This window comes from Streptomyces sp. NBC_01481, from assembly GCF_026339995.1.
Taxonomy (GTDB): Bacteria; Actinomycetota; Actinomycetes; order Streptomycetales; family Streptomycetaceae; genus Streptomyces.
Genome location: NZ_JAPEPT010000003.1, coordinates 976,098 through 989,495 on the forward strand (window position 1 = coordinate 976,098; position 13,398 = coordinate 989,495).

A 13,398-nucleotide genomic window follows, 5' to 3' on the forward strand; every position below is an offset into this window, starting at 1 on the left:
GCACGACGACATGCGGGCCGCGCGGTGCGTGTCTAGCGTCGCTTGCATGAGCACAGATCCGCAGCGCTTCGAGATCCTGCTGGTGCCCGAGCATGTCGAGGGCAGCGATGCGGCCCATCTGGCCGCGAGCGCCATCCGCTCGGCCGTCGTGGTAGCCACCGGTCAGTACGGGTCATCCGGATATCCGCGCTTCTCGGGCGACGGCCTGGAGGCGGACATCGACCCGGTCACACGTACGGTCGAGGCACTGCTGGTCGACGGATCGGAACTGGACTACGGGCTTTCGGCGCGAGTCGTCGACCCGGCAGAACGCTGAAACCCCGCTATTGCCATCAAGTCCCCATGGTGTGAGCACTATTGGCCGATGGCACGCCTGGTCGTCCCGCACCGGGACGACCAGGCGGCCGCGGCGGCGGTCAGGCTTCCGAAGCGGTCTCCGCACCCGCGCTGCCGCTCTGGGCCTCGTCGATCGACTTGCGGACCTCGTCCATGTCGAGCGCGCGGGCCTGACCGATCACGTCCTCCAGCGCGGCCTCGGGCAGCGCGCCGGGCTGGGCGAAGACCGCGACGTTGTCACGGACGATCATCAGCGTCGGGATGGAGCGGATCTCGAACGCGGCCGCGAGCTCCTGCTGAGCCTCCGTGTCGACCTTCGCGAACACCAGGTCGGGGTGGCGCTCGGCGGCACCCTCGTAGACCGGGGCGAACTGACGGCAAGGACCGCACCAGGAAGCCCAGAAGTCGATCAGGATGAAGTCGTTGTCTGTTACAACCTGATCGAAGTTTTCCTTGGTGAGCTCAACAGTGCTCATGACGCGCTACCTCTTCCTGATGTCCGTGGACTCGCCCCCGACAACGGTGCCCGGGGCCGTGCTATTCCTGCCCCTGCCCATGTGGCCAGGACGCACACCCGGGACCAGACTGTCCCTATGACGGAAGCCGTGGAGTACGACGTTGTGGTGCTGGGCGCAGGACCTGTCGGGGAGAACGTGGTGGACCGCACCAGGGCGGCGGGCCTGAGCACCGCGGTCGTGGAGAGCGAGCTGATCGGGGGCGAGTGTTCGTACTGGGCGTGTATTCCGAGCAAGGCGCTGCTCCGCTCCGGGCTCGCCCGCGCCGACGCCCGCCGTGTTCCCGGCCTCCGCCATGCGGTGCAGGGACCGCTCGACGCCGAGGCCGTGCTGGCCCACCGTGACGAATACGTCTCCCACTGGAAGGACGACGGCCAGGTCCGCTGGCTGGACTCCATCGGCGCCCGCATCTATCGCGGTACGGGCAGACTGCACGGGCCCAAGAAGGTCCTGGTCGACGGTCCCGAGGGCGAGCACCATGTACTGACCGCCCGGCACGCCGTGGTCGTGTCCACCGGCAGCCGTGCCGTGCTGCCCGACATCCCGGGTCTGGTCGGCGCGAAGGCGTGGACGAGCCGTGAGGCCACCAGCGCCCACCGGGTGCCCGGGCGGCTCGCGGTCGTCGGCGGCGGCGTGGTCGGCGTGGAGATGGCCACCGCCTGGCAGGCGCTCGGCTCGCAGGTCACCCTGCTCGTACGGGGCGGGGGAGTGCTGCCCCGGATGGAACCCTTCGTCGGCGAGCATGTCATCGAGTCGTTGACCGAGGCCGGTGCCAAGGTCCGTACGCACACATCCGTCACCTCCGTGGAACGCATGGGCGGCACTGGTCCCGTCACGCTCGTCCTCGACGACGGCGGGCGGATCGAGGCCGACGAGGTCCTCTTCGCCACCGGCCGCTCCCCGCGCACCGACGGCATCGGCCTGGAGACAGTGGGCCTGGCGCCGGGCTCGTGGCTGCCCGTCGACGACAGCTGCCGGGTCGAGGGCAGCGACTGGCTGTACGCGGTGGGCGATGTGAACCATCGCGCGCTCCTCACCCACCAGGGCAAGTACCAGGCCCGGATCGCGGGCGCAGCCATCGCGGCCAGGGCACAGCATGTTCCGCTCCTGGAGACCGACCGCTGGGGCGCGCACTCCGCCACGGCCGACCACGCCGCCGTCCCGCAGGTCGTCTTCACCGACCCGGAGGCCACGGCCGTCGGCCTGTCGCTCGCCGAGGCCGAGGGGGCGGGACACCGCGTCCGGGCCGTCGACTACGACCTGGCGTCGGTCTCGGGCGCCGGCCTGTACGGCGACGGCTACCGCGGCCACGCCCGGATGGTCGTCGACCTGGACCGCGAGATTCTGCTGGGGGTCACCTTCGTGGGCCCGGGCGTGGGCGAGTTGCTGCATTCGGCGACGGTGGCGGTCGCGGGCGAGGTGCCGATCGAGCGGCTGTGGCATGCGGTGCCCGCGTTCCCGACGATCAGCGAGGTGTGGCTGCGCCTGCTGGAGACGTACCGCGGCTGAGTGCGGTGACTGAATGCCCCGATCGCCTAGGGCGTGTTTGAGAAGTAGCGCCGTCCGCCGAAGGGCGGGCCCCGCGGCGTCTGGTGCGTGCAATCGCAAGGCGGTGGGGGCACCCCCGGACGAAGTCTGGGGGAGATCGCCCTCGTACTGGACGTACTTGGGCGACTCCGACAACACCGCGAGTGCGCGTGCCAGGCGTCGCGGGGTGGGGGTACCTCCCAGGCGAAGCTCTGGGGGAGAGACTTCTCAAACACGCCCTAGCGGTAGTCGGGATTGGGGAAGTCGAAGCGGCAGCCCGCATCCCATTCCGAGCGCTGGTTTCCGTGGGCCGGGATGCCGCCTGCCCGCTTCAGCATCGAGCCGAGATGCATCAGGTTCCAGGTCATGAAGGCCGTGTTGCGGTTGGTGAAGTCGTTCTCGGGACCTCCCGAGCCCGGGTCCAGATACGAGGGCCCGGGTCCGGCCTCGCCGATCCAGCCCGCGTCGGCCTGCGGCGGGATCGTGTAGCCGAGGTGCTGGAGGCTGTAGAGGACGTTCATGGCGCAGTGCTTGACGCCGTCCTCGTTGCCGGTGATGAGGCAGCCGCCGGCACGGCCGTAATAGGCGTACTGGCCGCGGTCGTTGAGGATACTGGAGCAGGCGTAGAGGCGCTCGATGACCTGTTTCATCACGGAGCTGTTGTCGCCGAGCCAGATCGGCCCGCACAGGACGAGGATGTCGGCGGCCATGACCCTCTCGTGCAACTGCGGCCAGGCGTCCGTCTCCCAGCCGTGCTCGGTCATGTCCGGCCAGACGCCGGTCGCGATGTCGTGGTCGACCGCGCGGATCACCTCGGTCGTGACGCCGCTCGTCTGCATGACGGCGCGGCTCTTGTCGATCAGGCCCTCGGTGTTGCTGGTCTCCGGCGACCGCTTGAGCGTGCAGTTGATGAAGACCGCGCGCAGGTCGTCGTAGTGGTACGTCGTCGAGGTCATCGGCCGTCTCCTCGTGCGGGGCGGGAGCAGAGCGCGTGCTGAGCGGCAGTACGCCACCAGCCTGATCCCGCCCGGCGCCGCGGTCCACGTCGGTGGCCCGAACGGGCAGGGGCACACCGGGCGGGTCACCTGAACGCCGCGACAGTGCGCTGCGCCCACTGCGCGAAGGTGCGGGCGGGCCGAACGGAGCGAGCCGCGCGGCGCCGCCGATCGCCCCGACTGACAACTGCCTCCGGGACGAGGCGAGTTCACCGAGCTTTGTCGAGGTGCTTGACGCTCCCGCTGTGGGAGATGACTCTGAGAGCGCTCTCAGAATGACCCCCACAGCTCCACCCGACTGGGAGGATGAGCGTGCTCGCCAAACGAAACGTCCTGGCGTTACTGGTCACCGCGGTGCTGCTCGCCGCGGGAGTCACGGCGGCCGGACCCACACCCCCCGCACAGGCCGCGGTCCCCGCGACCATTCCCCTCACCTTCACCAACAACTCCGGGCGCGGCGACCAGATCTACATCTACAACCTGGGGACGCTGCTCACCACGGGCCAACAGGGCTGGGCCGACGCGAACGGCACCTTCCACGCCTGGCCCGCCGGCGGCAACCCGCCCACGCCCGCGCCCGACGCCTCCATCGCCGGACCGGCGGCCGGCCAGTCCAAGACGATCCGCATACCGAAGTTCTCCGGGAGGATCTACTTCTCCTACGGGCAGAAGCTCGTCTTCAAGCTCACCACCGGTGGCCTCGTGCAGCCCGCGGTGCAGAATCCGACCGACCCGAACCGGAACATCCTCTTCAACTGGTCCGAGTACACGCTCAACGACGCCGGACTGTGGATCAACAGCACCCAGGTCGACATGTTCTCGGCCCCGTACGCCGTCGGCGTCCGGCCGGCGAGCGGAGCCACCAAGAGCACCGGACATCTCAAGCCCGGCGGATACAACGGCTTCTACAACGCCCTCAGGGGACAGCCCGGCGGCTGGGGCAACCTGATCCAGAGGCGCTCCGACGGCAGCGTCCTGCGCGCCCTCGCACCCGGCCACGGCATCGAGACCGGCGCCCTGCCGGCGGGCGTCATGGACGACTACGTCAACCGGGTGTGGAGCAAGTACTCCGCCTCGACGCTGACCGTCACACCCTTCGCCAACCAGCCGGGCACGAAGTACTACGGCAGGGTCTCGGGCGGCGTCATGAACTTCACCAACGGTTCCGGCGCGGTCGTCACCTCGTTCCAGAAGCCCGACTCCGACAGCATCTTCGGCTGCTACAAGCGGCTGGACGCGCCGAACGACCTGGTACGCGGCCCGATCTCGCGCACGCTGTGCGCCGGATTCAACCGCTCCACCCTCCTCACCAACCCCAACCAGCCCGACACCGGTCCGGCGAACTTCTACCAGGACGTGGTGACCAATCACTACGCCCGGAAGATCCACGCGCAGATGGTGGACGGCAAGGCGTACGCCTTCGCCTTCGACGACGTCGGTGCCCATGAGTCGCTGGTCCACGACGGCAACCCGCAGCAGGCGTACATCACGCTGGACCCGTTCAGCTAGTACGCCCGAACGGACCGTTCGCGGGCCCTCCGTGCCGCCGGAGACGTACCGTGGACGGTCCGTTCGCGGAGAGGAAGCGCCGATGTCCGTACGCCGGGTCGTGCCCGACATCCGAACCAAGGCCATGGAGGAGAGCCGGGACTTCTACGGCCTCATCGGTCTCGAGGAGGTCATGAACCACGGCTGGGTCATGACGCTCGCGTCCCCGTCCAACCCCACCGCCCAGCTCACCCTCGCCACCCACGACGCGACCGCGCCGGTGCCGGCCGACCTGAGCATCGAGGTGGACGACGTGGACGCCGTGTACGCGGCGATGCTGGACCGGGGCGCGGAGATCGTGCACTCGCTGCGGGACGAGGAGTGGGGCGTACGCCGCTTCTTCGTACGCGATCCCAACGGACGGGTCGTCAACGTCGTCAGTCACCTGCACTGACGGTGTTGCCGGGTGCGTCGCCCCCGAACCGGCGCAGCCGCTCGGTGTCACAGGTCCGCGGGCAGGTGCCGCAGGCCTCGGCGGGGCGGATCGAGTAGTAGAGGCAGCAGCCCAGCCGGGTCCGCGTGAGATACGACTGCCCTGCCCGGCCCGTCAGCCGCCGGAAGTCGGCGCCGCCCGGGAAGGGCGGCACAGGCCCCGGAAGCAGTTCACCGGCCGCCCGCACGGCATGCTCCTCCAGGTCCAGCATGCGGCCGAGGTACCAGATGCCGGAGACGAGATCGTCGCCGACCATGCCCCACAGCGCCCGCGGCCCGCGCCGCATCTGCGGACCGACCGCGGCGAGCAGGGGCCGTACGTGGTCGGCGACCGCGGCCCGCAACTCGGCCCGCAGCGCTTCCTCGTGAGCCACTACGCGGGCGCCGGGAAGGCCGGCCGCCGGATCGTCGGGGAGACAGGCGAAACCGCCCGGGACGATCCCGAACGCTCCGGTGGTGAGGCTGATGCGGACGTCGCGCGGACGGATCAGCGGCACGCGCCGCTCCAGGTACCAGGGGCCGCTCATCAGCAGGCAGACGGACCAGAGGTAGCCGTGCAGCGCACGGGACGCGGCGACGTCCCGCCGGGCCGTGTGGGCGTGCTCTTCCTGGATGCGCCGGGCCTCGGCGTCGAGGAACGCTTCGAGGAATTCCGGACGCTCCGCCAGTTCGGCGCCGTCGGCCCACCCCTGGCCGGCCGGCGAGCCGGGAGCCATGACGTCCACGTCCAAGGACTCGCAGAGCCCGGCGAGCCCTTGGTACGTCGTGGCGAGCAGGGCGGAGCAGCTCACGGCGGGTCCGGCCGGGGCCAGCGCCGGGGCCAGGGTCACGGGTACTCCTCAATACCAAGAGCGAACACAGGGGAGGTCACACAAATGGCCTCACGAGCGGTAAGGCAAGGCTCACCTTAACCACATGGAGGCGCCATTCCGTGAACCGGGGCCGCGACGAATTGACAGTGTTAGGTATACCTAACTTAGGCTTTCCGCTCGTGTCCCAGAAGAATTTGGGTCGCCTCGGACGGTCCGACCTCGCGCGCGGAAGTGAACCCTTCATGCAGCTGTACCTGCTTGCCCTCAACCCGACCGACTCGGTCACCGAAGGGTTCCTCCCCGCAGCCCGCCGGCTCGGCCTCGACATCACCCTGCTCACCGACCAGCCCGAGGCACACCGCGCCGTCTGCCCGGACATCGAGATCCTCGCCTGCGACGTACGCGACTTCCGGGCGGTCATCACCCGCATCTCCACCCACTGCCCGCCGGACGCCGTCTTCACCAACAGCGACCATCTCCAGACCCAGACCGCCCTGGCCGCCGAGTACTTCGGCCTCCCCGCCAAGAGCTGGCAGACCGCGCTGCGCACCAAGGACAAGGCGCAGATGCGCCGCCACCTCTCCGCCACCGGCATGGACACGGTCCGCTCGGTGGAACTCGCCGCCGGACAGGACCCCGCATCCGCTCTCGCCGATCCCGGCATGCCGTATCCGTGCGTCGTCAAACCGCGCGAGGGAGTCGCCAGCGAGGACGTCGTCCTCGTCGAAGGGCCCGGGGACCTTGCTCTGCGCTGCAAGGAGATACGAGAGCGCCGGCCGGGAGCCGCCCTGGTCGTCGAGGAGTATCTGCCCGGCGAGCTGCACACCCTGGAGACGCTCGGTGACGGCCGGGTCCTTCATGTGCTCGGCGGTTTCCGCACCGAGCTGTCCTCGCCCCCGTACTTCGTCGAGGAGCGCCTGACCTACGTTCCGGCCCACCCGGAGCCCGTGGTCGAGCAGGTCCTGGCCCAGCTGGACGCCCTCGGTGTCGGATTCGGCGCCTGCCACACCGAGTTCGTCGTGCACGAAGGACGCGCGCGCATCATCGAGGTCAACTACCGCGCGATCGGGGACCAGTGCGATCTTCTCCTCGCCCGGCTGCTCGGCATCCCGCTCTTCGAGCACATCCTCCGTACGCATCTGGGCGAGCCCCTGCCGACGGACCTGAGGGCCCGGTCCGGCGGCGCGGCCCGGCTCGACTATCCGTGCGCCGAGCGTTCCGGAACTCTGACGTCCGCGCCCGAGGCGGCCGAACTGATCATCGACGACGTCGAGTTGACCTACCGGCCCCTGCGGCGGATCGGTGAGCGGCACGAGGTGTACCGCACCAACCGCGACCTCCTGGGCGTCGTCCGGGCCGTCGGCACCGACCAGGAGAGCGTGGACGGGGCCGTTGCCGACTTCCTCGCCGCCCAGCGCTGGGAGATCACTCCGTGACCGCCACGACCACAGCCGCCTGTCCGGCCGAGACGGACCTCGTCCTCCGCCTGCTCGGCGCGCTCCTGCGCGAGGACGTCGCCGGTCTGCGCACCCGCTCCACCGCGACGGAGCACCCGGACGGGACCTGGCTGCGTCTGGACGCCGCGGACGGGGACGCCCTCGAGCTGCCCGTACGCGAGGACGGGTTCCAGTACGAGAGAGGCGCCCGTCTGCCTCTGCTGCGCCGGGAGTCCGACCGCAGGGAACTGACAACCGCCGACGACATCCTGGCCGCGCTCGGCGCGCTCGCGGACCCGGAGGACTGCGGCGGCTTCGACGCCCTCGCCGAGGAATGCCGCCAGACGCTCGCCACTCTTCGGCTGCACGCCGCAACGCACGATGAGGTCGGCGCGATGCTCGCCGCCCGGTACGGCACCGATCCCGCGCAGTGGACCGGACTTGCGGGCGGGCTCGCGCACGACACGCTCGCCGCCCGCCTCGACCACCCCGTCTACCCCACAGCGCGCGGCCGCCTGGGACTCACCACGGACCAACTGCGTGCGTACGCACCGGAGTTCCATCCCCGGTTCCGGCTGCGCTGGCTCGCGCTGCCGAGGGACGCGGTCACGATGCGGGGCACTGCCGGTCCGTCGGACCCGGCCTGGCCCACTGTGTCGGCGCTCGGCCTGCCGGAGCTCGACGACAGCCACGTCGCCCTGCCCGTGCATCCGCTCACCGTGGGCGAACCGCTGCGCGACGCACTGCGCACGTCCGGGCTCGACAGCCGCGCGGTGCTGTCCGACCGTCCCCACCTGGAGGTCGTGCCGACGTTGTCGATGCGGACCGTGGCCCTCGCCGCGTATCCGCACGTCCATCTCAAACTGCCCCTGCCCACCGCCACCTTGGGCATGCGCAACCGGCGCACGATCAAGCCCGGCACACTCGCCGACGGCGCCGCGGTCCAGCGTCTGCTCGGGACCGTGATCGCCCGCGAGCCCCGCTTCCGGGACAGCGTCCTGCACACCGACGAGACGAGCTTCGCCCACGCCGGGCATGAACTTCTCGCCGTCCTGCTCCGCCGGTATCCGGCCGGTCTGGACGACGCCGTCGTCGTCCCGATGGCTGCCCTGCTGAGCGAAACCGGCGGGCGGCTGCTGATCGACCACCTCGCCGACCGCTTCCACGGCGGCGATCCCCTCGCCCTCCTCGACGCCGTACTCGCCCTGCTCTTCGACTGGCAGACGACGCTCTTCGGGTACGGGATCGCCCTGGAGTCCCATCAGCAGAACATCTCGCTGGTGCTGGACACGCACGCGAACCGCACCCGGATCAGACTGCTGCTCAAGGACAACGACGGACCGCGCATCAATGCTGTCCGGATGCGTTCGGCCCTCGGCGCGCAGGCGCCCGACGCCTGCGAGTTCGACGATGCCCGGATCCTCGGCGACACCGACGGTCCGGTCGTCGATCTGTTCACCACCATCACGGTCCACCTCTGCGCGGGTGCGTACGCCTTCGGTCTCGCCGGCCACGGCCGCGCTCCGCTCCACCGGCTGCTGAGTCTCGTACGGGACCGTCTCACCGAAGCCGTGGAGCGGCTCGGGACCGGTCCCGGGCAGCCTGGCGCCGTGCTGCGCGAACACGTCCTGGATGCCGCGCGCCTTCCCGTCAAGGCGATGGTGACCGCGGGCACCCTGCTCAGCAAGGAGCGCTCGGGCGCGTCCGACATCAACAAGCACTACACCACCGGTCCCAACTACCTGTCGCGGGAGGTGTGAGCGCCGGTGCCCGGCACACAACCCGCCTGCCACCCGCCGTATCCGCCGGAGCCCCTGGTGCCGGCCCCCGGCCGTTCCGCGGTCCCGGCCGGGCTTCCCACCGCGGACGAGGCAGTGACCCACACCCTCCTCAACTGTCTGCTCCGCGAGGTCTCCGGTCCCGAGCACGAGACCGCCGTCATCGACGGCCGTCTGCTGCTGCGTCTGCCACGGCTCGGGGTGCTGCTGAGGGTGGCCCTGCGCCGTTCGTCCCTCATCGGAGCGCACCGCTTCAGCGGCCCGGTCGCCGAACAGACCGGCAGCGGCTGGTTCGAGCTCGGCTGGCGCCGCCTCGCCGAGTACGCCCATGCCGAGCTCTCGCTGCGTACCGGCGCGCGCAACGACGAATTCCTGGCCCAGGTCGACGCGAGCCACCAGGGAGTCGGCGCCGCCCTGGCCGTACCGCGTCCGCGGCTGGACGGGAGCCCGCTGTCGGCCTATCTGGCATCCGAGCAGTCCCTCACCCTCGGCCACCGCTTCCACCCCACCCCCAAGGCCCGCAGCGGCGACCCCGCCCTCTGGTCCGCGTACGCCCCCGAGGCCGCGGCAGCCTTCCCGCTCCGGCTGCTCGCCGTGCGGGAGGAGCTGGTCGTCCAGGAGTGGGCCGAGCCCGGTGCGACCGACCCGCTGGACCGGCTGCACGCGGTCCCCGCGGGCTACCGGCTGCTGCCCGCGCACCCCTGGCAGTACGAACTGCTCCACGAACACCCGTCGTTGCGGGCGGCCCTGGCCCGGGGCGACGTACTCGACCTGGGCACCGGCCGGACCCTGTTCGCCGCGACCGCGTCCGTCCGCACGCTCTACGACGGCGACACCTTCCTGAAGTTCAGCCTCAATGTGCGCATCACCAACTGCGTGCGCAAGAACGCCAGTTACGAGCTGGCGGGCGCTGTCGCGCTCACCAGCCTGCTCGGACCGGTCCTCGCCGACCTGGCCGCCCGCTTCCCCGGCAGCGGCATCCTCCGCGAACCCGCCTATCGCAGCCTCGCGCTCCCCGGCCCGGACGGGCGGCCCGATCTCGCACTCCTCGAAGGCTTCGGCGTCATCGTCCGCGAGGGCCTCGCCGCCCATCTGCGGCCAGGCACCACCCCGCTCCTCGCCGCCGCCGTCGCCGACGAGTACCCCACGGGCCCCGCCCACATCTCCCGGCTGCTGGCCGGTTCGGACCCCGCAAGCGCCCTGAGCTGGTGGCGGACATACCTCGCGCTGCTCGTCCCGCCCGTCCTCGCCGCCTACTTCGACCACGGCCTGGTCCTCGAACCGCATCTCCAGAACGTCATCGTCTGCGTCGACGCCCACGGCAGACCTGCCCGCGTCCTGTTCCGGGACCTGGAAGGCACCAAGCTCATCGCCGGCCACCACGCCGAGGGCCTGGCCGGGCTGCCGCCGGAGGTCGCGGGTCCGCTGACGTACGACGCCGAACGCGGCTGGGACCGGGTCGTCTACTGCCTCGTCGTGAACCATGTGTCCGACATGCTCGCCGCGCTCGCCGATCTCCATCCGGAGACCGAGGCGGCGCTGTGGTCCCTGGTCCGGCGGGCGCTCGAGGAGTACGCGGACGAGCACGGCCGCCCGCCCCGGCTCGCCGCCCTGCTGGCCGGAGCGCCGCTGCCGGCCAAGGCCAACCTGCTCACCCGCTGGGAGCGCACGGCCGACCGTGACGCGGGCTATGTGCGCCTGCCCTCCCCCTTCAGCGACGACGCGCTTCCCCGGGACGTGTTCTCCGGGGCGACCCGCACCGATGATGTCTGGAGCGCCCGATGACCGTCCTCACACCGCCGGTGCGCGAGCGTGCCCTGTCGCTCCCGGCCCCGTCCCTGCCCGCCTATCTGTACGACCTCGGCGCGCTGCGCAGACACGCCGCGTCCGTCCGCTCGGTGCTGCCCGACCGCGTCGAGCTGTACTACGCCGCCAAGGCCAACCCGGAACCGGAGATCCTGGCCGCGCTCGCCCCGTACGTGGACGGCTACGAGGTCTCGTCGGGCGGCGAACTCGCCCACGTCGCAAAGATCGTCCCGGAGCGTCCGCTGGCCTTCGGCGGCCCCGGCAAGACGCCCGCCGAGATCACCGCGGCGCTGGACCTCGGCGTCGAGCGCTTCCACGTGGAGAGCCTCCACGAGCTCAGGATGCTGGCGGATCTGGCTCTGCTGCGGGCCTGCGCCGCGCCCGTCGGCGTACTGCTGCGCTTCAACCTTCCGCTGGCCGACGCATCACTTCAGGCCAGTGCCCTGTCCATGGGCGGCCGCCCGACGCCGTTCGGACTGGACCCCACCCAGGCGGACGCCGCCGTCCGTCTCCTGACCGACGGCACCTACCCGCACCTTCAACTCCTCGGCATCCACGCCCACCTGGCCAGCGGACTCGACGCCCCTCGGCAGCTCGCCGCCGCCGAGTCCATCGTGACCTGGGCGGCGAGCCTCGCCGCCCGTCACACCATCGAGCTGCCCGAGGTGAACGTCGGCGGCGGCATGACCGTCGACTACGCCGCCCCCGAAGCGCGCTTCGACTGGCCCGCCTTCGGCGCCGGCCTCGCCCGCATCACCGCCGCTCACCCCGGTCTGACACTGCGCATCGAGCCGGGCCGCTCGCTGACCGCCTACTGCGGCTGGTACGCCACCGAGGTCCTGGACGTGAAGCCCAGCCACGGCGAGGAGTTCGCCGTCGTACGCGGCGGCACGCACCATCTGCGCACCCCGGCGACCAAGGGCCACGACCAGCCTTGCGTGGTCCTTCCGGTCGACGACTGGCCGCACTCATGGCCGCGGCCCGTGGCCCGGCAGCAACTGGTCACCCTGGCAGGCCAGCTGTGCACACCCAAGGACGTCCTGGCCCGCCGGGTCCCGGCGGCGGGTCTACGGGCGGGGGACCGTGTGGTGTTCGCGCTGGCCGGGGCGTACGCGTGGAACATCTCCCACCACGACTTCCTGATGCACCCCCGGCCGGGATTCCATTTCCTGGGCGCCCGACGGTGAAAAGCAGGCCCCACTCCCGCTGCCTCGGAGCGCGTACTTAGCGCCCTCGGGGGCGGCCGGGGCGTGATGATCGCGGTCATGCATGCTGGCCGGGTGACCGTGCTCTCCGGCTTCCTGCCCATCTGGGCGATCACCGCCGTCGGTTGGGCGGCGGGCAGGTTCAATGTGCTCGGCACTCAGGCGCAGAGCGTGCTGGGGCGGTTCGCCTTCGCGTTCGCCATGCCCGCGCTGCTGTTCCTCACGTTGTCCAGGTCACGGGTGTCGAAGCTGGCCAGTCCCGGTGCGGCCGTGTTCGCGGCCAGCCTCGTCATCGTGTTCACGGTGGGACTGCTGCTGGGGCGGTGGGTCTTCCGCCGCCGTCAGGCCGACCGGGCGATAGGCGCCATGGCCGGGGCGTACGTCAACTCCGCCAATCTGGGTATCCCCATAGCCGTCCATGTCCTCGACGACGCCTCGTTCATGATCGCGGCCGCGCTGTTCCAGACGCTGTTCATCACGCCGCTGATCCTGGTTCTCATAGATCTGGACGTACGGCGCGGAGAGCGCGACCGCTGGGGGCGGATCCTGATGCTGCCGCTGCGCAACCCCATCATCGCGGCGTCCGCCGCCGGGGTGACGGTGGCGGCCGCGGGCTGGCGGCTGCCCGCCGAGCTGACCGCTCCGGTCCAGATCCTCGGCGGTGCGGCCGTTCCCGCGGCGCTCTTCGCCCTCGGTATGTCGCTGAACGCGCGGGCGGAGCGTCCCGACGCCGCGGGCCGCGCGGAGCGCCGGGTGCTGGTGGCCCTCAAGATCGCCGTCCAGCCGCTGCTCGCCTACGCGCTCGCACGCTGGGGGTTCGGTCTCGGCGGGCACGAACTGTTCGCCGTGGTGCTCTGCGCCGGCCTGCCGACGGCGCAGAACGCCTTCATCTTCGCCTCCGAATACCGGCTGAACACGGATCTGGCCAGGGACACCGTCCTGCTGTCCACGCTGCTGTCGATGGGCTCACTCTCGCTCATCACCTGGCTGCTGGCCTGACCCCTGCCG

General features: G+C 70.8%; 12 protein-coding genes. 9 read left to right on the forward strand and 3 right to left on the reverse strand.

All coding sequences use genetic code 11. The annotated features are described in order from the left end of the window. Window positions 1-46 precede the first annotated feature (46 nt). Window positions 47-316, forward strand: coding sequence for a hypothetical protein (locus OOK40_RS21010; RefSeq protein ID WP_266484004.1), 270 nt, complete (start codon window positions 47-49; stop codon window positions 314-316). 100 nt (window positions 317-416) lie between these two features. Here OOK40_RS21010 and trxA read toward each other — a convergent pair whose 3' ends face one another. After that, window positions 417-812 (reverse strand): thioredoxin, encoded by a 396-nt coding sequence (trxA, locus tag OOK40_RS21015; protein ID WP_266484006.1) that lies wholly within the window; start codon window positions 810-812, stop codon window positions 417-419. 117 nt (window positions 813-929) lie between these two features. Between trxA and OOK40_RS21020 the strand changes: the two genes are divergently transcribed. Beyond that, a complete protein-coding gene (locus OOK40_RS21020) occupies window positions 930-2,360 on the forward strand; it encodes an NAD(P)/FAD-dependent oxidoreductase (RefSeq protein WP_266484009.1) in 1,431 nt (476 codons plus the stop codon). Window positions 2,361-2,617: 257 nt separating this feature from the next. On the opposite strand, the gene OOK40_RS21025 is transcribed toward OOK40_RS21020, so the two are convergent. Further along, on the reverse strand, window positions 2,618-3,334 hold the full coding sequence (locus tag OOK40_RS21025; RefSeq protein ID WP_266484011.1) for a flavodoxin family protein: 717 nt from the start codon (window positions 3,332-3,334) through the stop codon (window positions 2,618-2,620). A gap of 345 nt (window positions 3,335-3,679) precedes the next feature. On the opposite strand from OOK40_RS21025, the gene OOK40_RS21030 reads away from it, so the two are divergent. Together OOK40_RS21030 and OOK40_RS21035 are read left to right on the forward strand one after the other, a co-directional pair. Continuing rightward, window positions 3,680-4,882 (forward strand): glycoside hydrolase family 64 protein, encoded by a 1,203-nt coding sequence (locus OOK40_RS21030; RefSeq protein ID WP_266484013.1) that lies wholly within the window; start codon window positions 3,680-3,682, stop codon window positions 4,880-4,882. 82 nt (window positions 4,883-4,964) lie between these two features. Beyond that, entirely contained in the window at window positions 4,965-5,315 is a 351-nt protein-coding gene (locus OOK40_RS21035; protein WP_266484015.1) for a VOC family protein, read from the forward strand. On the opposite strand, the gene OOK40_RS21040 is transcribed toward OOK40_RS21035, so the two are convergent. Next, a complete protein-coding gene (locus OOK40_RS21040; protein ID WP_266484018.1) occupies window positions 5,299-6,183 on the reverse strand; it encodes a (2Fe-2S)-binding protein in 885 nt (294 codons plus the stop codon). The genes OOK40_RS21035 and OOK40_RS21040 overlap by 17 nt on opposite strands. Window positions 6,184-6,407: 224 nt before the next feature. Here OOK40_RS21040 and OOK40_RS21045 point away from each other — a divergent pair, with 224 nt between their 5' ends. The 5 genes from OOK40_RS21045 (at window position 6,408) to OOK40_RS21065 (ending at window position 13,389) form a co-directional block, all read left to right on the forward strand. Beyond that, complete coding sequence (locus OOK40_RS21045) at window positions 6,408-7,601, forward strand: acetyl-CoA carboxylase biotin carboxylase subunit family protein (RefSeq protein WP_266484020.1); 1,194 nt, start codon at window positions 6,408-6,410, stop codon at window positions 7,599-7,601. Beyond that, on the forward strand, window positions 7,598-9,361 hold the full coding sequence (locus OOK40_RS21050) for an IucA/IucC family protein (RefSeq protein WP_266484023.1): 1,764 nt from the start codon (window positions 7,598-7,600) through the stop codon (window positions 9,359-9,361). The genes OOK40_RS21045 and OOK40_RS21050 overlap by 4 nt, the downstream gene beginning before the upstream one ends. 57 nt (window positions 9,362-9,418) lie before the next feature. Next, on the forward strand, window positions 9,419-11,164 hold the full coding sequence (locus OOK40_RS21055) for an IucA/IucC family siderophore biosynthesis protein (RefSeq protein ID WP_266484491.1): 1,746 nt from the start codon (window positions 9,419-9,421) through the stop codon (window positions 11,162-11,164). After that, entirely contained in the window at window positions 11,161-12,372 is a 1,212-nt protein-coding gene (locus OOK40_RS21060; protein ID WP_266484026.1) for a type III PLP-dependent enzyme, read from the forward strand. Before OOK40_RS21055 ends, OOK40_RS21060 begins: the two co-directional genes overlap by 4 nt. A gap of 78 nt (window positions 12,373-12,450) precedes the next feature. Beyond that, complete coding sequence (locus OOK40_RS21065) at window positions 12,451-13,389, forward strand: AEC family transporter (protein ID WP_266484028.1); 939 nt, start codon at window positions 12,451-12,453, stop codon at window positions 13,387-13,389. Window positions 13,390-13,398 lie beyond the last annotated feature (9 nt).